This window comes from Massilimicrobiota sp. An134 (assembly GCF_002160815.1).
Taxonomy (GTDB): domain Bacteria; phylum Bacillota_I; class Bacilli_A; order Erysipelotrichales; family Coprobacillaceae; genus Allocoprobacillus; species Allocoprobacillus merdigallinarum.
On record NZ_NFLH01000037.1, the window covers coordinates 1 to 21,056 of the forward strand.

Sequence of the window (21,056 nt, forward strand, 5' to 3'; positions counted from 1 at the left end):
CCTCTGACAAATGCAAAGTCATCATTGTTTTCATCTTCTTGGTTGACCTGTCTTGTATCTTGATTATATTGAATAATTAATTTAATATTTTTATAGCGGGGCAATGATAAATGCTTTAGCGCTTTTTCACATGCTTCTTCTAGCTGTCTGGGTGAATATGAGTCTGCCAACTTCAATATTGATCGACAGCCATTATAAGCCTGCTGCTCCGCTCTATAATAATTCAATAAACCATCAACGACCTTATAGGTATTGACCCCAATGGATTGAGCCCATCTTCTGAAGCGATCACCATCCCATTCACCAGCCTTTTGATGGTTGGGTGGCATATGATCCGTGTTGGTTGAATATTGTCCTGGGTGACCATATAAACGTTTATGTGAACATATTCTATGATGCTTATAATAGACTTCCACTAGATTTCTGGTTAATCTAATATCAACCTTTTGCTTGATATATTCATATGGCACAGAATAATACATTTTATCAATGGAAATGTGATAATGATATTGCACTGTTGCTTTTTTCCATGTGGCATATTCATAAGGCTCTTTTGGCAATGGTCTGAGGAATGGTTTTTCTTCATTTATAAATACTTCAGCTCTACTCCCCTGGCGCTTTTGAAAAGGTCTGTTATTGAAATCATCTAAGCATTTCTTGATTTTTTCATTTGCTTCGCTGATGGAATGAAATTCCTCCTTTCTGAGTCTTGCAATAATATGAGTCGTAATCTTTCCAACTGTTCCTTCTACACTTGGCTTGGATTTTGGGCTCTTGATAGGAGTAGGTACAATAGCGATATTGTAGTAATCTCCCATTTCCTGATATGCAGGATTTAATATGACATCTCCATGTTTAGGATGTTTGATGACTCCTGTTTTTAAATTATCAGGATAGATGATAGGTGTTGTCCCACCAAAGAAATTGAACATGTTGACATGTGCAGTTATCCAGTTTTCCTGCTTCATGTCACTCATCAGTTCAGCATATGAATACTGACTGTAGGGTAATGTACCAACAAATAGATATCCCTTTGTCACTTCACCTGTTAATTCATTGACAATAGGGATGGTTGTTCCACACCAGTCCACCTCTATTCTTTCAGCTATCTTGTGTTCAAAGTGCATCGTAGCTTTGTTGATTTCAAGATAATGATTGAAATAGTTACAGAACTGAGAATATTGAAGAGGTATCTTGCCTGCAGCTTTGACCTCTCTTGCATATTCTTCCCATAGTAATGTTCTGGTTACGCCTGGTTTCTGTAGTTCCTTATACATCATTTCACAATCTGGTCTTGGCTGTAATTCTTCATTGTCATTTTTGTTTTTTGGGAAGATGGTATGAACAAATTCTTCGTTTGTCATTTTTGAGGCATCTTCCCAGGATAATCTGATACTGTCGGTTACAGCCTTGATTTTTCTGATAGTATTGCGAGATGTAGACAATAGTTTAGATATCTCATTTTGCGACATTCCTAATGATAGATATCTAAAAATCTGCTTATACTTTTCTTCATATTCTTTCAAAACAAAAAACTCCTTTCGCTATAATATTTTTGTAGATTCGATGCCTATCTACAATTCAATATTACACCAAAAGGAGTATATATTATATGATTGGTCAACCTAATCGGAATGATTGGTCAGTTTTATCAGAATGGATGATCAACTTAAATCAGAATACTTGATCAGCTACGCCATAATAATCACTAAAATATGTGATACAGAATATGCAACACTAGAAGATGCGGTAAAGTATGTTAAGAATGGAGAAACAATTACATTATTAGATAATGTTCCTAACGCAACTGGAATCGCTATTCAAAGTGGGAAAAATTTTACAATTGATTTTGCAGGTTATACTTATACATTAGTAGGGCCTGGAGCTGGATCTTTTGGTACTGAAACGAATGGTTTTCAGCTTTTGCAAGGTTCTAATATTACATTCAAAAATGGAACAATTCGTATTGCCAAAGATGCAAGAAATATTAAAAGAATTATACAGAACTACTCTAATCTTACATTAGAAGATATGCAAATTTATTCAGAAAATCAAAAAGATAATGAAGATTATACATTAAGCATAAATAATGGTAATGTTATTTTTAAAGGGAATACTTCAATTATTACAACATCATCTGATATTATTGCATTTGATATATGTAAATTTAGTAGCTATCCTTCTGCTCATGTTACTTTTGATGAGAGCTATACTGGAAAAATTACTGGTAAAATTGTATATGATAGTCCTGATGCCAATACACATTCATTAACAATCAAAGGTGATGGACATTTTGCTGGTATCGATAAGCTAGAAAAAGCTGCAGCAAATCCTAATATAAATGTTTATGGTGGAACTTATAATGATACTGATGCTTTGAAATATTTACAAAGTGGTGGTCAGATAACTGTTGACTTAAATTCAGATGTAAAAGATGATTTGGTTGTTCCAAAAAATACGACAGTTACATTGAATTTAAATGGATATACTATTTCTAATATTTCTAATCACACAATTAACAATAAGGGAACTTTAGACATTAATGGTGAAGGTATTATTGACAATGTCACTCATCAAAAAGCAGCTATTAATAATGAATTAGGAGCAACTGCAACATTAAACGGAGGAACTTATACAAGAAGCAAAGAAAATGGAAGTAACTCTGCAGATAATGGTGTAAATCCATATTATAATATTGTTAATCATGGGACAATGACAATTAATGAAAATGTTGTTGTTAAACAAGACGGACAATTTTCAAGTTTATTAGAAAATGGATGGTATAGTGGTAGTCAAAATACAAGTGGAACACCTTCAGTATTAACTATTAATGGTGGTACTTTTAGTGGTGGACTCAATACTATTAAAAATGATGATTATGGACAATTGACTATTAATAATGGAACATTTGAAAATGTATCACAAGCTGCATTATTAAACTGGAATATTGCAACGGTTAATGGTGGAACATTTACATCTGATAATAGTAATGTTATCTTAAATGGTAGATTAGATGATACTATGGATCAGGGAATTTTAACTATTACAGGTGGAAAATTTGTTGCTGCTCAAGATAAAGATGTTATAGCAAAAATGGGTGATGGCAATGCCGATTCATTAAATAGAATTGAAATAACAGGTGGAACTTATAGTTCAGATGTCAGTCAGTATGTTGACAGTCATTATCAAGTTCATTATGTAGACGGTGAGTATATTATTGCACCAATGACAACAAAAATCACATTATCATCTGCTCAAGAAAATATCCATGTAGGAGATTCATTGACATTAAAAGCAACAGTTGAACCAACTGATTCTTTAGATGCAGTGACATGGTCTTCATCTGATAATACAGTTGCGACTGTTGATGCAAATGGAAAAGTAACAGCTATTGGAGCAGGTAAAGCGACAATTACTGCAAAGGCAGGAAATCAAACTGCAACATGTGAAGTTACAGTTTATGAAGTAGAATCAGATGTTGAAGCACCATTCATTGATACTTCTAAACCAGTTGATGAAGTTACAGTAGGAATCAATGATAAAGAATCTCAACAAAATATATCTGATACATTAACATCAATTGTAGATGATATTACTAATGGAAAAGAAGTGACATCAGTTAGTGATGAAACTGTAGAAAATATTAAAGAAGCTATTGAAAATGGTCAAGTGATTTCAACTGAAGTTCAAGTTACACCTGTCAAAGAAACAGAAGTTAATGCACAAGACAAGAAAGTACTTGAAGATTATATTGATGAAAATGTAAATATTGCACAATATTTAGATATTAATATTCTAGTTAAAGCTGACGATCAAGTTATTGAAGAAGTTAATGAGTTAGATAAAGAAGTGACATTTACAGTAGCAATTCCAGAAGATTTAATGAAAGAAGGAAGAACATTCTATGTCATTAGAGTACATGATGGAAAAGCAGAGAAATTAGAAACAGTTGAAAATGAAGATGGAACATTAACATTCAAGACTGATAAATTCTCAACATATGCATTGGCATATGAAGATGCACAGGAATCTATAACAACGCCAATAACACCAGTTCAACCAGCGCAGCCTGGTCAGTCACAGGATGATGTAAAAGGTGAAACTGTTGTTACTCCTGATAATAATCAACAAGTAACAAATACGCAGAATACTCAAGAAACTACCAAAGAACCAAAAACTGGAGACACTTCAAATATTGCACTTTATGGAGCAATGGCATTAATCAGTTTAGGACTTGTTGGTGCAATTGTATTAAAAAAGAAAGTTTCTAAAAAATAAACGAAATGATCGTTGATAACAAAGTGTTATCAACGATTTTTTTGAAAGAATGTTATATTGTAACTAAAAACATTGCATTATGAATATTCATTATTTATAATAAATGTTAAAGATGTGTAGGTGATAATATGAAGCATATACGCTATTATATCATTATATTTTTTATGGCTATAATTCTTGTATGTAGTGGTGTGTTCATAGGTTTACATTGGGATGAATGGTTTAAAGAAACAAATAATGACACTTTGATAAATGAAATGGATTCAAATCAAAATAAAAATAATGATTCAATTGATATACCTGGATTTGATATTATTAACTTTAAAGCTAATTCACTTAATCAAGAAATACAATTATATAATCCCTATGAGAATACTTGTTATTTTCGTTTATCTCTTTATTTTAATGATGGCACTTTGTTATGGCAAAGTGATTTATTAGAACCTGGAGAAGCAGTTCAACAAGTTACAATCCAAAAAGAATTAGAGATTGGAATGTATGAAAATTGTATTTTAAAATATGACTGTTTTCAAATGAATGAGGAATTAACACCGCTAAATGGATCACAAATCACATTTACTATGAATGTTTCATAAGGAAGGAATGAAAAATATGAATAAAAAATTAATGACATCAATATGTTTAATTTTAACATTATGTCTTGTTTCTTTGACACCTGCATATGCTATGCAAATTTTTGTTAAGACATTATATGGAAAGCATATTACATTAGAAGTAGAACCAACAGATCGTATTGAAGATGTTAAAGAAAAGATTGAAGATAAAGAAGACATTGATTCAAATCATATAAAACTTGTTTTTGCAGGAAAGGTTTTAGAAGATGGAAATACTTTACAAGATTATAGTATTCAAAAGGACAGTACATTACATTTGTTTTTTGTTGATAATTATACTGTTGAAATTTCTTATACAGTATCCAATGCATATACAATATCAATTCCCCAAAACGTTGATATATCTAACGAATCTATGATTCACGTAGAAGTAAAGAAAGTAAATATAGAAGAAGGAAAACAAATAGATATTACTATTTCTGATGGTATTGATAATGATGGAAATATCATATTATCTCAAGAGAATGATTCTGATATGAGATTATATGCTAAAATAAGTCACACTGAAAATGGACAGGGAATAACACCTGACACTCCTTTTGTGAGTTTTGATAAAGAAGGAAATGAAACTCTTTATGTCGATGAACCAGTAGCGAATCAAGATGAACAGATAAAAGCAGGAACATATAAAGGGAAGTTGATCTTTAATGTCACAACTTCTTCAAAATCGGATTAGGAGTTGAAGTCATTGAAAATCAAAGTCTTTTTCATTATAGTCATAATGAGTTGTTTCAATTTTACTACGCTTTATGCTAGTAGTGATTATTCTACGAATGTAACATATACGATTCCTGCATCTTATACCGTATTATTAGATATTGGTAAACATGGGAAAGTTATAATTAACAATGAAGTTTATGATTATCGTCATAAAAGTGTAGAAGTAAAGAGAATGACTGAACAAAAATATATCATTCAACCTGATTCAGGATGGCAAATTAAAGATGTTGTTTATACAAAAAATGGAAATGTTAAATCTATGCAGTGTCATGATAACGTCTATACGGCAGCACCTATTCAAGATAATGGTTACCAATTGCATGTTCGTTTTAAAGAAAAATATGAAAGAATAAACTCTGTCGTTTTTACTGGTGATTCAATATCATTATTAATTTGGGGATTTTTATTAATTTTGTTTGTTTTTATTTTTCAAAAAATAAAGAAACATAATAAACAATAAAACTGTATTATTTTCGTATATGAAAAAATGAATTATATTTTTGAGAAGAAAAGAATCATATGCCTTTTTATGTGACTGGATATGTATATTTTATGTTGAATTTTTATGATTTATTTGTAATGAGGTTGAGAAATTGATATACTAAATATTGGGAATAAAAATTAAGGAGTTGAATACAATGAATAATGTAACGCTTGTCGTTATGGCAGCAGGAATAGGAAGTCGATTTGGTGGAGGAATCAAGCAATTAGAACCAGTAGGACCTAGTGGTGAAATCATTATGGACTATTCTATCCATGATGCCTTAGAAGCTGGTTTTAATAAAGTTGTCTTTGTTATTAGAAAAGATTTGGAAAAAGACTTTGATGAAATCATAGGACAGAGAATGAAAAAGAAAGTTCATGTTGAATATGCTTTCCAGGAAGTCGATAACATTCCTGAAGAATATAAGGATAAGTTTGCAGGACGTACAAAGCCTTGGGGTACAGGACAGGCTATTTTAGCATGTCAAGGTTTAGTTAATGAACCATTTTTAGTGATTAATGCAGATGATTATTATGGAAAGGAAGCTTATAAAAAAGCATATCAATATCTGACAGAGGAACATCCAAAGAATCCAATGCCAATATGCATGGTAGGTTTTATCTTAAAGAATACACTCAGTGATAATGGAGGAGTGACAAGAGGAATCTGCCAGATTGCAAATGATAAGCTGATAGATATTGTGGAAACACATAATATAGAAAAAATAGATGGAAAAGCAGTTGTAGAAGGAAAAGAGATAGATCTCAATTCAGCAGTATCTATGAATATGTGGGGATTATATCCAGAATTTATAGAAATGTTAGAACAGGGATTCAATGATTTCTTAAAAGAAACACCATCAGATAACTTAAAAGCAGAATACTTGTTACCAACAATCATAGGAGATATGTTACATAACAATGAAGCAGAAGTCACAGCATTAAAATCACATGATGAATGGTTTGGAGTGACATATAAAGAAGATAAAGATTATGTAAAAGAAAATATCCAGTTATTAGTAGAAAAGGGAATGTATCCACAAAAAATTTAATAGAATCAATCTAAAAGCAAGTTAACAATGATAGTTATCTTGCTTTTATTTTATATATAAATATGCTTTAAGCAAATAATATGGTATAATAAGATTATAAAGTGAAAAATATTGAAGAAATAAAAAGAAAAACAATGAATAAAATGCGTATATATAAGTAGGAGGAATTATTCTATGACAGATTTCAGAAATTTATTTGATATACGCATTAAAAATTATTTTCGTCATCACAATCATTTTGATGATCTTTTATCAGTTATTCTTTTTAATGGTCGTCAAGATACACGTATTCGTTTGATTCAATACGTTCCAACCGTAAAATCAACAGTCCTACTGACAACCAATGAAACTATTGAGCGTACAAGAGATCATCTTACTCATGTCATGATTGATGGAAAGCATTGCTATGTTGGTGTTGAACATCAATCCTATAATGATAAAACCATGTTTCAGCGTATTATGGAATATGATTACCTTGATTATCTTCAGCAGTATCATGATTATCAAGATAGCCACGGCAAGAAAAAAATCAAGAAAATCATCACAATTGTTATCTACTATGGTGAAGAAGATAAATGGAAAGGAGCCAGAAACTATGAAGACATGACAATGGATGCGCCTAGAAAATTTGAAAGATACTACAATGTACGTTTTATGCCATTGATTGAAATGGCCAAGCTGGATGAAAGTAAGTTTACTAACAAAGACAATTATAACCTTGTCAAAGGATTAAAGATGCTCTATGGAAAAATCGCTCCAGATAATGATTTCAAGGTCAGTCATGAGGTGGCATGTGTTCTAGGAGCTTTAACACATGATAAGGAGATTTACAATCATATCGAACAACAGAAAGGAGACGTAAATATGGGTCAATATGTATTAAACATCAGCAAGAAAGCTCGACTTGAAGGAAAAGAAGAAGGAAGAAAAGAAGGCTTGCATGAAGGAGTCATTAATACACTACTTCAACAACTTCAATCTAAATTTGGAAAACTATCACCAAAGACTATTTATCAGATTCAAACAAGTAATGATGAACAACTACATGCCTTAACGGTACATATTTTAAATATGAATAGTGAAGAAGATGTTATGGCGATACTTATAAATGGATAGACTTCATTTTTATGCTTATACGTTTGCTATTTTTCATGTTTATAAAATAGAAAAAGACGAAATGTGATTTTAAATCAAAACATTTCGTTTTTCTTAAACTACACATTTGTCGAGATTCGTAGTAAAATAAACATATAGATAGGAGGTTTTGTTATGAATAATTTTAGCGAAGATTTAAAAAAGGTTTTATTAGCAGGAATTGGTGCTGTTGCTGTGACTGCTGAAAAATCTAAAGAAGTTGTTGAAGACTTAGTGAAAAAAGGAGAATTAACTGTTGAACAAGGAAAGGTTTTGAATGAAGAATTAAAGCATAATGTTGCTGAAAAATTAAGAAAACCAGTCAGTGTAGAAACAGTAGAAAAAGATTTACAGAATATGGACGTAGAAGACTTGAAAACTTTAAAAGCAAAGATTGAAGAATTACAAAAAGCAAAGAATGAAACAAACGAATAATTTAAGTACAAAACGACGTCTTGCACAAATTCTGACAATACTGAGAAAACATCATTTAGCAAAGGGCATTGATCCTGTTAAATTTAGGATGATTTTAGAGGATCTAGGACCAACATTTGTAAAGATTGGTCAAATTATGGCTTCCAGACAAGATATGTTTTCTCAGCGTTATTGTCGGGAATTAGTCAAATTAAGAGATAATGTTGCACCTATGAGCATTGAAACAGTCAAGACTGTGATTGAAAATGAATATCAGGAAGATTTGAATGATGTATTTTTAGATTTTGATATTGTGCCATTAGGAAGTGCTTCCATTGCACAAGTACATAAAGCAACATTAAAAGATGGACGCCATATTGTTGTGAAGGTTCAACGTCCTGGCATTTATGAAATGATGGAAAGAGATATTTCATTAATTCGTAAAGCTGTGAAAATCTTAAAATTAAATGATGTTTTAGGAAGTGTTGTTGATTTAAATATTGTATTAGATGAATTTTGGCATACAGCTAAAGAAGAAATGGACTTTTTAAACGAAGCACATTATGCAAAAAGGTTTTCTCATTTACATCATGATATTCAATATATTGATGCTCCAGAAATCATTGATGATTACAGTACAAGTAAAGTTCTGGTGATGGAATATATTGATGGTTATGAAATAGATGATCGTATCACCCTTAAAAATGCTGGCTATGATTTAAAAGAAATTGCAGCGAAATTAGCTGAAAATTATATTAAACAAATTGTAGATGATGGCTTTTTTCATGCTGATCCTCATCCTGGGAATTTAAGAATTCGAGATGGAAAGATTGTCTGGATTGATTTTGGAATGATGGGTATTTTAAATCGTGCTGATAAGGATTTAATGAGGGATGCTGTTTTGGCTATTGGACAAAATGATACCCAAAAGCTTGTTGATGTGATTTTAACATTGGGAGAACATGATGATCGTATTGACTATGCTTTATTTTATGATAATATTGAAACTTTTATGAAGCATTATGTATCAATGGATTTAACAGATATCAATTTAGGTGATGTTGTGCAGGAAATCTTTGTGATAGCTCATAAGCATCGTATATCTATGCCTAAAGGTGTCAGCATGCTGGCAAGAGGCTTGGTGACGATTGAAAGTACTGTTATGCTTATTGATCCCCATATTAGCATTTTAGAAATTGCTGCCAATCATGTGGCTAATCATATATCAAAGAAATTGGATTATAAAAAAGAACTCACAAAATCAGCAAAAAAACTTTATAATTCTAGTCAGAATGTTTTAGATTTACCGGGTCAGATATCAGATATTATGCGTATGCTGATGAAAGGAAGACTCAAGGTGAATCTAGATATTATGGAATCCAGTGTACCTATGACAGCTATTAATCATATGGTTAATAAACTTGTTGTGGGAATTGTCAGTGCAGGTTTATTGATGGCAAGCAGTTTGTTATGTACGACTCAAATGACACCTAAAGTATTTGGTATTCCAGCTCTTGGCTTCATTGGATATATGACTGCTGTTGGACTTGGTATCTGGCTATTATTGACAGTCTTAAAAGAAAGAAAACAGAAAAAATAACTGTATTCATTTATGTAAAAATGAATACAGTTTGTTTTTATCTTTGACAATAATTGTTTTATATTGAATAAGTATCATTTTTTCTTTCACAAATTCATTTAATACTTTGGTCACAGTGACACGTGATAAACCAAGCAATGAAGCAATTTCTTCATGCGAATATGTGATTTCATGATGATGATAGTGATCCATTTGATCTAATAAAAAAGCAGCGACTTTTTCATAACGATTATATGTATAGGATCTTTTGATCATGGCTGTCAGATAATCACATGTTTGAGATAAAGATTGTAAAATATTGATGAGTAAATCTTGTGATTGTTGAAGATAAGGATAGAGGTGCTTAGGATAACAGGCGATAACTTCGACATCACTTATCGCTTGAATGGTTGTTGGACGTTTAGATGGACTGATAAAGGCAGATTCACCAAAAATATCTCCAGATTGTAAAATATCCATCGTGACTTCTTTTCCATTGGAATTCATAACATAGACTTTTACTTTGCCATTTAAAATCAAATATATTAAATCGGCATCATCTTCCTGCATATAAATGATATCTGAAGGCTGATAAACTTGTTTTTGACCAGCTTCTATAAAATATTGAAAATATTCTTTTTTTATTTTCATAGACTTCTCACCACTTTTCTTTTTTAATTGTAACATAGATTACATTTTAAAGAAAGCAGATATGATAAAGTCTTGAGCGAGGTGAGGAATATGAAACAAAAAGTTTTGAATTTGATTTATATTATTGTTGGAAATATTTTAATTGCTTTAGCAGTCAATACATTAATTTTAGAAAATCATATTATTGTAGGGGGAACTTCTGGAATTGGAAATGTCTTAAATTATTATTTTCATATCCCTGTTTCATTAAGTGTTGGATGTTTAAATGTGTGTTTGTTTTTAGTAGGATTATTTTTCATTGGAAAAAAATTTGCCATGACAACATTAATCTCTACATTTTTATTTCCAATTGTATTACAATTCTTTGAAACACATGCCATGTTTCATCATTATTTAAATGATCCATTATTAGCTGCTATTTTAGCTGCTTGCTGTGTAGGTGTAGGTATTGGTTTGATTTTAAGAGCAAATGCTTCTACTGGGGGAGTCGATATTTTAGCTATTTTATTAAATAAAAAATTGGGCTTCCCTGTACATATTGTCTTAAACTGCATTGATTTATCTATTTTGGTTTTACAGTTTACTTTTAATGATACAACACATGTGATTTATGGAATAATGATTGTTATGATTACAGCTGTTGTATTAAATAAAACATTAACACAAGGAACAAGTCTTGTACAATTAACAGTCATCAGTGATGAATATGAAACAATCAAAGAATCTATTTTACATGAGTTTGATGCCGGTGTAACTCTTTTAGCAAGTGAGAAAGGTTATACAAAAGAAAATTCTAAACTTATTTTATCTGTTCTTCCATATCGTAAATTACCATCTATTAAAGCAAAAATTCATAAAATTGATCCCTATGCTTTTGTGATTGTCTCTCACGTAGAAGAAGTCGGTGGTAAAGGATTTACATTAGAAAAAAGAAATGCCTAAGTTCCTTTGGGAACTTTTTTATATGATGATGGAATAGAAATTGATGAACAAATATTGAAAGTGCAAATGCTTTGCACTTTTTCTTTTTCTATGCTAGACTAATATCAGTTAGTTAAAGCTAACTAAGACATATAGAATTACAAAAGTTTCAAATATAAAAGGAGGTCATATATATGTCATTAATCGGAAAAGAAATCAATGAGTTTAAAGTACAAGCATACCAAAATGGTGAATTTAAAGAAGTGACAAAGGAAGATTTATTAGGAAAATGGAATGTCTTTTTCTTCTATCCTGCAGACTTTACATTTGTATGTCCAACAGAATTAGAAGATTTAGCCAATCTATACGAATCATTCCAAAAAATCAATTGTGAAATTTATTCAGTATCATGTGATACACACTTTGTACATAAAGCTTGGCATGATACATCAAAGAGAATTCAAAAAATTCAATATCCTATGTTAGCTGATCCAACAGCCGCTTTAGCGAAAGATTTAGATGTTTATATTGAATCAGAAGGTGTCGCAGAAAGAGGAACATTTATTATAAATCCTGAAGGAAAAGTTGTAGCTTATGAAGTGATTGCTGGTAATGTAGGACGTAATGGAGATGAGTTATTAAGAAGAGTTCAGGCATCACAATTTGTTGCGGAACATGGTGATGAAGTTTGTCCAGCCAAATGGCAACCAGGTGAAGAAACATTGAAACCATCATTAGATTTAGTAGGAATATTATAATGTCTAAGATTTATGATGCGATTATTGTTGGTGGAGGCCCAGCTGGGCTCTCTGCCGCTATATATCTTGCTAGAGCAAAATATAGTGTCCTGGTTTTAGAAAAAGAAAAATTTGGTGGACAGATTACCATAACATCAGATATTGTGAATTATCCAGGCGTGCTGGAAGATTCTGGTGAAGGTCTTACAATCAAAATGAGAAAGCAGGCTGAAAACTTTGGCGCATCTTTTCAAAAGGCCCATGTCAAAAGTCTTCACTTACAACACCCTATCAAAACGGTTGAAACTGATCAAGGAATCTATGAATCTGTTGGTCTCGTATTAGCTCCAGGAGCTCATCCTAGAAAGCTTGGTTTCCCTGGTGAAAAGGAATATCAGGGACGTGGAATTGCTTATTGTGCGACTTGTGATGGGGAATTTTTTGAAGGATGTCCAATCTTTGTTATTGGGGGAGGTTTTGCAGCATGTGAAGAAGCTCTCTTTTTAACACAATATGCTTCAAAAGTAACAATGATTGTGAGAGAAGAAGATTTCACATGTGCCAAAACAATTGCTGATCAAGTGCGTGCTCATGATCAAATAGAAACGATTTTTGAAACAGAAATTGTGGAAGTTGGTGGGCATGACACGATGGAATATGCTGTTTTTAGAAATAATCGTGATCAGTCATTATGGCGTTATGATGCTTCAACACAAGGACGTTTTGGAATCTTTGTTTTTGCTGGATATGTTCCACAAAATGAATTATTTCAAGATCAGCTGGCATTAAATGCCCAAGGGTACTTAATCACTGATCGTCATCAAAAAACAAGTATGGATGGTGTTTATGGTGCTGGTGATATTTGTGAAAAAGATTTACGTCAGGTTGTGACTGCTGTCAGTGATGGCGCTATTGCTGCAACATCTTTAGAAAAATATATCACAACAACAAAAGACAAATATGATATCCAAACAATAGCTTATCAGAATCATTCTCAAAAAACAAAAAATTCAAAAGTGGATGATTCTTTCATGTTTATCAGTCAGGATATCAGAGAACAGTTACAACAGATTTTCAACAAATTCACAAAAGATGTTTATTTAATAGGTCAATTATCAACAGATCCTTTTTCATTAGAAATGAAAAACTTTATGGAAGAGTTGGCTTCATTAAGTCCACATATTCACAATGTTTATCAATCTGTTCAAGAGCATCCTCAAATCATTTTATGTGATAGTGATCAAAATGATTTAGGTGTACATTATCATATGGTACCAGGTGGTCATGAGTTTAATTCGTTTATACTTGCTTTATACAATATCGCAAGTCAAGGACAGCCATTGGATCAACACGTCATAGAAAGGATTCAATCATTAAAATCACATCAGATTCAAGTGTTTGTCTCTTTATCTTGTACAATGTGTCCAGAAGTTGTTCAGGCAACACAACGTATAGCTTTGCTTCATCAGGATATCCAAACATCTATTTATGATTTATCACATTATCCTGAATATAAAGAACAATATCAAATAATGAGTGTACCATGTATTGTGATTGACCAACAACATGTCTTGTTTGGAAAAAAGACAATGGAAGAGCTGATACAGATATTAGAAAAGCTTCAGTCAAAATGAAGCTTTTTTGTTTGTTTACCCATACCATTTTGATAAAAAGACATAACTTATATTGAGGTGAATGAAATTGGATTTTAATGAAAATCAATATGACATGTATGATCCATACAACCAGCGTGTTATGATTCAGCCATGGTTCTGGTGGTGGTTTTTCCCACCACAATTTTTCCCACCAGGTCCTCCAAGACCTCCGCATCCTCCAGGACCACCTAGACCGCCAAGGCCACCAGGTCCTCCAAGACCTCCACAGCCACCAAGACCACCAAGACCACCTGGACCACCAGGATCACCAAGGCCTCCTTATTCAAGAGAATATATGTAAAAAGGCACATCAATTTGTGCCTTTTTGTGATTTTTGCTTTTTTTCAAGTTTGACGTATTCAATACAAGCGACACCAATAGCCCCAGCTAAATCTAACATCAGATCTTTCATCGTATCATTGAGAGCTTCATGTCCCTGTAAAGGAATATCATCTTCGTCATACAGTGTAGAACGAGTTGTTTCCATATATTGCTGATTATTTGTTTTGAAAATATCATCAACAGTATATTCACCAATTTCCCATATGGCACCAATGGCTAAAGCTACACATACAACAATCAGACTCATAAATAAAGGTGATACAGATAGAGGAATGCGATATTCCTGATCAAGATATTGAATGACTATAAAACCAACATAAGCAATGACAACACCTGAAAAAGTATGCAAAATAGAATCCCAATAAGGAATACGTCCATAAAAGTTTAAAACATCCCCTAAAATAAAACCACTAAATGCAAAAGTGATTAAAATAAAATCTAATAAATGTGGGATTTCAAAATGATATATATCTTGAATAAAGTTAGGAATACGTAAAACAAATAACATAGCCACTAATTGGGCAATAGTAAAAATTAAATGTCCTTTATTATCACCAGTACGTGTAAATAATAAAAACACAGCAATTCCTAACATAAAGACAACGCTCCAGAAAATCAATTTTCTTGCGATAATTAAATAATAAGGTTTTTTTTCTTTTAACTTTGTTTTCATAAATCCTCCCCCGTATTGCCTATATCATATATGACAATTATGAACTTTCCATAAATTCCTGACATATTTGTTGCCATTCTATTAAAAGTTTATCTAAAGAATAGGCAGCATTAGCAGGAGAAGTTGAAGGTAAACATATATCTTTTTGATGTGTCAATTCATAACAATACTTCATATACAGCTGATGGGCTTTTTTTCCATTGGTATAAATATGTGTAATATGTGTATCTTTTAATAAACCCGCAATATCATTGACAATGACATTCTGAATTGAGCTGTCACTAGAACCATGAATATCACAGCTTTGAATCACATCCCATAATGCAATATGATTTTCAAGTAGAAAATTCTTTTTTTCTTCAATCGTTAATAATGGCTCATGGTGATAAAGCGTAGCCAGAACTTTCCAGAAACGATTTTGTGGATGATGATAAAAAAACTGAGCTTCACGTGATTTGACAGAAGGAAATGAACCTAAAATAAGAATTTGTGAATCCTGATTATAAATAGGAGGAATGTTGTGTATTGCGAACATGTTTTCACCACCTTTTCATTTATTATAACAAATTTTATAAATTCATTTTACAAAAAAAGAAAAAAGGTATATGATAAGTATGTAGATGATGTCAATTCTATAACCGGTTTTCAAAACTGAATAACGTCTTTGGGGCAGGGTGTAATTCCCTACCGATGGTGATAGTCCATGACTCGCTGATAGCGACTGATCTGGTGAAATTCCAGAACCGACGGTATAGTCCGGATGAGAAAAGACAAATTCTATGCAACTTAGACATTTTTTGTTTAAGTTATTTTTTTTTAGAAAAAAGGAGATAGAAAAATGAAAACAAAAAAATTAAACGTCAAAAAAATAGCTTTGATTGGCATGTTGGGTGCATTGGGTGGTCTTTTAATGTTGATTAAAACACCTCTTCCATTTATGCCACCATTTATGGATTTTGATCTGGCAGCATTACCAGAAATCATTGGTGGATTTGCCCTGGGACCGGTGGCAGCTGTTTTGATTGTCATTGTCAAACTGATTGTCAAATTAGCTATTTTAGGAACCAGTACAGCATTTGTAGGGGAGCTTTCTAATTTTATTGTAAGTGTTGCCTATGTATTACCAGCTGTATTGATTTATGATCATCATAAAGAAAAGAAATCCGCATTACAGGGTATGATGATTGGAACAATTGTGTGTACACTGGCAGCTGTGATTTCTAATGTTTATATGATTATCCCATTTTATGCGAATATGATGGCTGGGTGGTCAGTGGATACAATTGTAGACATGTGTCATGCTGTTTGTCCTTTGGTGAATGATATCTGGACTCTCGCATTGTTTGGCGTTGTCCCATTTAATTTAATTAAATGTGGTGTGACTTCAGTGATTACTTTTATTGTGTATAAGAAAATCAGTGTACCACTTAAAAAATTTGTGAAAGCTGGGATGTAGACAATGAAAGTCAAAAAAATAACAACTATTGGCATTCTTTGTGCATTAGCCATGATTGTAAACTTGTTTGCCTTTATGCCACTTGTTCCTACTGTCACATGGCTGACTTATGATCCTAAAGATATTATAATTGTGATTGGTGGTTTTATATATGGTCCAATGACATCTTTGATTATGAGTGGCATCTGTTCAGTGCTGGAAATCATGATCAAAGGTGGAACAATCTTAGATGTTTTCATGAATATGATTTCAACCTGTTCATTTGCTTGTGTCGCAGCAGCAGTTTATAAACATAAACATACCAAACAGGGAGCCATGATTGGCTTGTTATTAGGGGTGGTTATAACTGTTATAAATATGACGATCTGGAATTATATTGTCACACCAATTTATTATGGTATGCCTCGAGCAGCAGTTGTAGCATTGTTGTTACCTGGTATTATTCCATTTAATATATTAAAAGCTGGACTTAATGCCGGAATCACTTTATTTGTATATAAGAGTGTTGTAGCTATTTTACGTCATACTCATTTTATTGAAGCAAGTGGACAACCTATTTCCCAAACGAAGTCATTGGTCTGGGTTGGACTGTTTATTACAATATCTATAATCTGTATTATTTTAGCTATTCAAAATATTATTTAAGGAGTTGAAGGTATGAACTTTTTAGAAGCCAAGACTTATTTGTTTGAAAAATTGGCACCATCAAAAATTATGGCACTGGCATCAAGTGTCAATGATTATGTTATGGTTAGAAATGTCAGTTGTTTAATTTATAATGATGCCATTTATTTTAAGACTGATAAAAATTTTAGAAAGACAAAGCAGTTATATAAAAATCCTCGTGTGGCTTTATGTTATAGTGGCATTCAAGTTGAGGGTAAAGCAGAGATTTTAGGATTAGTTATTGATGAACCAGGACGTCAATTTGAAAAATTATATCAGAAATATTTATGGGGAAGCTATAATGCTTATAGTCATAAAGAAGATGAAATTTTAGTAAGAGTTGAACCTGTTTTTGTAGAAATATGGGATACTGATGAAAAGAATCAGGCTTTTCAGACTTTTATTGATTTTGAAAAAGAAAGTGTAGAATATTGTCAGTATGATGACAAAAAATAAGAAAATAATGATTATTTCTCTTTTTTCATGAAAAATTCATAAGTATTTTCTATAATCATGGTGTACTTTTACTTTGTAATTGTATAAATAGTGTGTATAATGGTTATGTTAGAATTTAATGAAGAAAGAGGGATTTCATGAAAAAACTCATTAAGGTGTTACTTTCAAGAAGATTGTTATTGATTATTACACTCATTGCGGCAATTGTTTTTACTGCCGTTGCCTTTGAGTTAAGTATACTTCCATTAAAATATTTTATACCATTGATTGTGATTATTTTCTTGTTAGCTTTTTTATTTTATCGTCTAGCAAGCGATAAAAATGATCGTCATCCTATCAAGGTTGCGCTAATGAAATTATTGAATGTCTTACTTGCTATTGTCTTAATTATAGCATCTTTATCTTTGATGAAGGGTTCAAACTTTATTTCTTCTATTACGGGAGGAAATGAAGAAATCATTGAAATGAATGTGGTTGTCTTAAAAGATTCTGCCTATAACTCTGTAGATGATTTAAAGGGACAGCCTTTTGGAGCGCATCAGGGCGATGCAGTGAATATCAATAAAACAGAAACAATGATTGAAGATGATATTGGTGAGATTGTTGTAACAAACTATAGTACAAACAATGAGCTTGTGGCAGCGTTATTGGATCATGAAATGAGTGCTATTATTGTCAAAGCTGTAGATTTAGAATCTTTTGATTCTATTGAAGATAAGTTTAATGAAAAGATCAGAATTATTCAAAAATATGAAATCAAGTTACCAAAAGTAGCTGCAAATAGTGCTAAGGTGACTCAAGAACCATTTGTTGTCTTTATTAGCGGTAGAGATAAAGAAGGGCCAATTAATACATTCTCATTATCTGATGTGAATATGATTGCGGCTATTCATCCTCAAACAAAACAAGTTCTATTAGTGAGTATTCCTAGAGATTATTATGTAGATATTAAAGGTATTGAGGGTGTAGAGGGTCAAGATAAGTTAACTCATAGTGCCAAAGGTGGAATTGATGCGACAATTCAGACTGTAGAAAATTTAATTGGTGTAGATATGAACTATTATGCTAAATTTAATTTTACATCATTTATGAATGTGATTGATGCTTTAGGTGGTATTGAAGTGACTGTACCTAAATATGATGTAATTGGTAGAGATGATGGTGTCTTTACAACACGATTAGATAAATATACAATTAAACCTGGAAAACAGACTTTTGATGCAAAACATGCCTTATCATTTGTCCGTGAAAGATATGCCTTTGTTGATGGGGATGAAGTTCGTGGAAAGAATCAGATGTTAATGTTGAAAGCTATTATTAAAAAATGTTGTTCACCAAGTATTATTACGAACATGGATAGTGTTTTTGAATCTTTATCAGATAGTTTTGAAACCAATTTAAGTGCTGATGATATCAAATCATTAATTAATATGCAAATTAATGATATGGCTTCATGGGATGTTCAATCTTATCGTTTAACAGGAGATGCTTCACAGAGAGTTTTTGAACTTGCGACAGTCGGTGATGTGACATCTGTTAATGCAAATGGTGTTTATGTCACACAACCTGATGAACAATCTGTGGCTCAGGCAAGAGAATATATTCAACAAGTTATGAATGGTGAAATTGTTAAAGTAACTGAAAAATCATCTGACAGTGATTCTACACAGAACAATACAACTTCGACAGAAGAAAATACAACAATTGAGTAAATGAATTGCTTAATTGAAAAACATATGTTAATATAAAGAAAGTACAATGAAAAGAAAAAGTAAATGGATGGTTGATGACGTAGAGAGTTCTTGGCTGGTGAAAAAGAAATCATGACACCATTGAATACATCTTGGAGTAGGTGGCTGAAATAAAAGTAGGTTAACACGGGAATGCCCGTTACAGCATCACAGTATGAACCTGATAGACAGGCGTACTTGTTAAGGCTTATATAGTGATATATAGGTGAATTAAGGTGGTAACACGATGGTTCCTCTCGTCCTTATGGTGGGAGGGACTTTTTGATTATAAGGAGGTTAAGAATATGATTATTGTTTTAAAACCCAAAGTATCTAAACATGAAATTCAAGATTTGGTAGAGAAAGTAGAAAGCTATGGATTAACAGCTCATGTATCTCAAGGAACAGAAACAACAATTATTGGAATGATTGGAGATGTCACAAAGGTTGATCCTAAACAATTAGAGGTTTCACCTGTTGTTGATCACGTGATGCGTGTCAGTGAACCTTATAAACTGGCAAACCGTGCCTTTCATCCAGAAGATTCCATCATTGATGTTGCCGGTGTCAAAGTTGGTGGAGATCATCTGGCATTGATTGCAGGTCCATGTTCTGTTGAATCCAAGGAACAGGTTATCATGATCGCCAAAGCTGCCAAGGCAGCAGGAGCCAACATGTTAAGAGGTGGGGCATTCAAGCCAAGAACATCACCCTATGCTTTCCAGGGAATGGGAACTACCGGATTAGATATCTTGTTAGCTGCAAAGGAAGAAACAGGATTACCCATTGTATCAGAATTAATGAGTGCTGAGTATATTGAAGAATTCAATGAAAAGGTCGACTTGGTACAGATTGGCGCAAGAAATATGCAAAACTTTGATCTTTTAAAAGAAGTAGGAAAAAGATGTACAAAGCCAATCTTATTAAAGCGTGGATTAAGTGCAACATATGAAGAATGGATCATGAGTGCAGAATATATCATGGCCAGTGGAAATCCCAATGTCATTCTATGTGAAAGAGGTGTCAGAACATATGAAACCTACACAAGAAATACATTAGACTTGCAGGCGATACCTGTTATCAAAAGATTAACACACTTGCCAATCATTATAGACCCATCACATGCAGGAGGAAAATGGTGGCTGGTAGAGCCAATGGCTAAGGCAGCAGTTGCAGCAGGATGTGATGGATTGATGATTGAAGTGCATAATGATCCAGAACATGCTTTATGTGATGGACCACAGTCATTAAAACCAGAGAAATATACAGAATTATTGAAACAGGTTGGAGAAATCGCCCATATTGTTGGAAAAGAAATCAAATAAAGCATGATATTTTATAAATTGAATAAAAAAATTTAATTTGAAAAGTAAATTCCACTTTTTTTAAGACTAAGTTCTACTTAAAAAATATTGATAAGTAGAACTTAATCTTGGAAATGACATAATTTATATTTTTAATTTTTGTGTTTGTG

21 protein-coding genes, 1 riboswitch and 1 other annotated feature are annotated in these 21,056 nt (G+C 32.3%); of the genes, 17 read left to right on the top strand and 4 right to left on the bottom strand.

The features are described from left to right. Nucleotides 1–1,526 (bottom strand): IS21 family transposase (gene istA / locus B5E79_RS11530; protein ID WP_087298121.1); only part of this gene is annotated, 1,526 nt, incomplete at its 3' end. A gap of 130 nt (nt 1,527–1,656) precedes the next feature. Between istA and B5E79_RS11535 the strand changes: the two genes are divergently transcribed. From B5E79_RS11535 to B5E79_RS11570, 8 genes are all read left to right on the top strand, one after another. After that, a complete protein-coding gene (locus B5E79_RS11535) occupies nt 1,657–4,278 on the top strand; it encodes an Ig-like domain-containing protein (protein WP_087298122.1) in 2,622 nt (873 codons plus the stop codon). 128 nt (nt 4,279–4,406) lie between these two features. Next, a complete protein-coding gene (locus B5E79_RS11540) occupies nt 4,407–4,874 on the top strand; it encodes a hypothetical protein (protein ID WP_087298123.1) in 468 nt (155 codons plus the stop codon). Between the two features lie 16 nt (nt 4,875–4,890). Next, nucleotides 4,891–5,589 carry a ubiquitin-like protein gene (locus B5E79_RS11545; RefSeq protein WP_087298137.1) on the top strand — a complete coding sequence of 233 codons (699 nt, stop codon included), beginning with the start codon at nt 4,891–4,893 and terminating at the stop codon, nt 5,587–5,589. Between the two features lie 12 nt (nt 5,590–5,601). Then, a complete protein-coding gene (locus tag B5E79_RS11550; RefSeq protein ID WP_087298124.1) occupies nt 5,602–6,093 on the top strand; it encodes a hypothetical protein in 492 nt (163 codons plus the stop codon). A gap of 178 nt (nt 6,094–6,271) precedes the next feature. Beyond that, on the top strand, nt 6,272–7,168 hold the full coding sequence (locus B5E79_RS11555) for a nucleotidyltransferase family protein (RefSeq protein ID WP_087298125.1): 897 nt from the start codon (nt 6,272–6,274) through the stop codon (nt 7,166–7,168). A 174-nt stretch (nt 7,169–7,342) separates the two neighbouring features. Beyond that, nucleotides 7,343–8,284 (top strand): Rpn family recombination-promoting nuclease/putative transposase, encoded by a 942-nt coding sequence (locus tag B5E79_RS11560; protein WP_087298126.1) that lies wholly within the window; start codon nt 7,343–7,345, stop codon nt 8,282–8,284. 153 nt (nt 8,285–8,437) lie between these two features. Beyond that, nucleotides 8,438–8,737 (top strand): phasin family protein, encoded by a 300-nt coding sequence (locus B5E79_RS11565; RefSeq protein WP_087298127.1) that lies wholly within the window; start codon nt 8,438–8,440, stop codon nt 8,735–8,737. Beyond that, nucleotides 8,721–10,316: an ABC1 kinase family protein gene (locus B5E79_RS11570; protein ID WP_087298128.1), complete on the top strand. Its 1,596-nt coding sequence runs from the start codon at nt 8,721–8,723 to the stop codon at nt 10,314–10,316. The genes B5E79_RS11565 and B5E79_RS11570 overlap by 17 nt, the downstream gene beginning before the upstream one ends. A 6-nt stretch (nt 10,317–10,322) precedes the next feature. Here B5E79_RS11570 and B5E79_RS11575 read toward each other — a convergent pair whose 3' ends face one another. After that, on the bottom strand, nt 10,323–10,946 hold the full coding sequence (locus B5E79_RS11575) for a Crp/Fnr family transcriptional regulator (RefSeq protein ID WP_087298129.1): 624 nt from the start codon (nt 10,944–10,946) through the stop codon (nt 10,323–10,325). Nucleotides 10,947–11,036: 90 nt separating this feature from the next. Here B5E79_RS11575 and B5E79_RS11580 point away from each other — a divergent pair, with 90 nt between their 5' ends. The 4 genes from B5E79_RS11580 to B5E79_RS11595 all read left to right on the top strand — a co-directional run bounded on the left by B5E79_RS11580 (nt 11,037) and on the right by B5E79_RS11595 (nt 14,560). Further along, complete coding sequence (locus B5E79_RS11580) at nt 11,037–11,888, top strand: YitT family protein (protein WP_087298130.1); 852 nt, start codon at nt 11,037–11,039, stop codon at nt 11,886–11,888. Nucleotides 11,889–12,061: 173 nt separating this feature from the next. Beyond that, nucleotides 12,062–12,625, top strand: a complete 564-nt coding sequence (ahpC, locus tag B5E79_RS11585; protein ID WP_087243373.1) for an alkyl hydroperoxide reductase subunit C — start codon at nt 12,062–12,064, stop codon at nt 12,623–12,625. After that, entirely contained in the window at nt 12,625–14,238 is a 1,614-nt protein-coding gene (locus B5E79_RS11590; protein ID WP_087298131.1) for an FAD-dependent oxidoreductase, read from the top strand. The genes ahpC and B5E79_RS11590 overlap by 1 nt, the downstream gene beginning before the upstream one ends. Nucleotides 14,239–14,305: 67 nt before the next feature. After that, nucleotides 14,306–14,560, top strand: a complete 255-nt coding sequence (locus B5E79_RS11595) for a hypothetical protein (protein ID WP_206393192.1) — start codon at nt 14,306–14,308, stop codon at nt 14,558–14,560. Nucleotides 14,561–14,569: 9 nt separating this feature from the next. Here the strand turns inward: B5E79_RS11595 and B5E79_RS11600 are convergent, their stop codons facing one another. Together B5E79_RS11600 and B5E79_RS11605 are read right to left on the bottom strand one after the other, a co-directional pair. Then, on the bottom strand, nt 14,570–15,274 hold the full coding sequence (locus tag B5E79_RS11600) for a DUF2238 domain-containing protein (protein WP_087298133.1): 705 nt from the start codon (nt 15,272–15,274) through the stop codon (nt 14,570–14,572). A gap of 37 nt (nt 15,275–15,311) precedes the next feature. After that, nucleotides 15,312–15,809 (bottom strand): DNA-deoxyinosine glycosylase, encoded by a 498-nt coding sequence (locus tag B5E79_RS11605; RefSeq protein WP_087243369.1) that lies wholly within the window; start codon nt 15,807–15,809, stop codon nt 15,312–15,314. 121 nt (nt 15,810–15,930) lie between these two features. Then, nucleotides 15,931–16,050, top strand: a riboswitch (FMN riboswitch). A gap of 62 nt (nt 16,051–16,112) precedes the next feature. On the opposite strand from B5E79_RS11605, the gene B5E79_RS11610 reads away from it, so the two are divergent. From B5E79_RS11610 to aroF, 5 genes are all read left to right on the top strand, one after another. Beyond that, nucleotides 16,113–16,730: an ECF transporter S component gene (locus B5E79_RS11610; protein WP_087298134.1), complete on the top strand. Its 618-nt coding sequence runs from the start codon at nt 16,113–16,115 to the stop codon at nt 16,728–16,730. 3 nt (nt 16,731–16,733) lie between these two features. Beyond that, nucleotides 16,734–17,375, top strand: a complete 642-nt coding sequence (locus tag B5E79_RS11615) for an ECF transporter S component (protein WP_087298135.1) — start codon at nt 16,734–16,736, stop codon at nt 17,373–17,375. Between the two features lie 12 nt (nt 17,376–17,387). Then, complete coding sequence (locus B5E79_RS11620) at nt 17,388–17,852, top strand: pyridoxamine 5'-phosphate oxidase family protein (protein ID WP_087243366.1); 465 nt, start codon at nt 17,388–17,390, stop codon at nt 17,850–17,852. A 137-nt stretch (nt 17,853–17,989) separates the two neighbouring features. After that, nucleotides 17,990–19,564 (top strand): LCP family protein, encoded by a 1,575-nt coding sequence (locus tag B5E79_RS11625; RefSeq protein WP_241147493.1) that lies wholly within the window; start codon nt 17,990–17,992, stop codon nt 19,562–19,564. Nucleotides 19,565–19,601: 37 nt separating this feature from the next. Further along, nucleotides 19,602–19,850, top strand: a binding site (T-box leader). 37 nt (nt 19,851–19,887) lie between these two features. Further along, on the top strand, nt 19,888–20,907 hold the full coding sequence (gene aroF, locus B5E79_RS11630; protein WP_087298136.1) for a 3-deoxy-7-phosphoheptulonate synthase: 1,020 nt from the start codon (nt 19,888–19,890) through the stop codon (nt 20,905–20,907). The last annotated feature ends 149 nt before the right edge of the window (nt 20,908–21,056 follow it).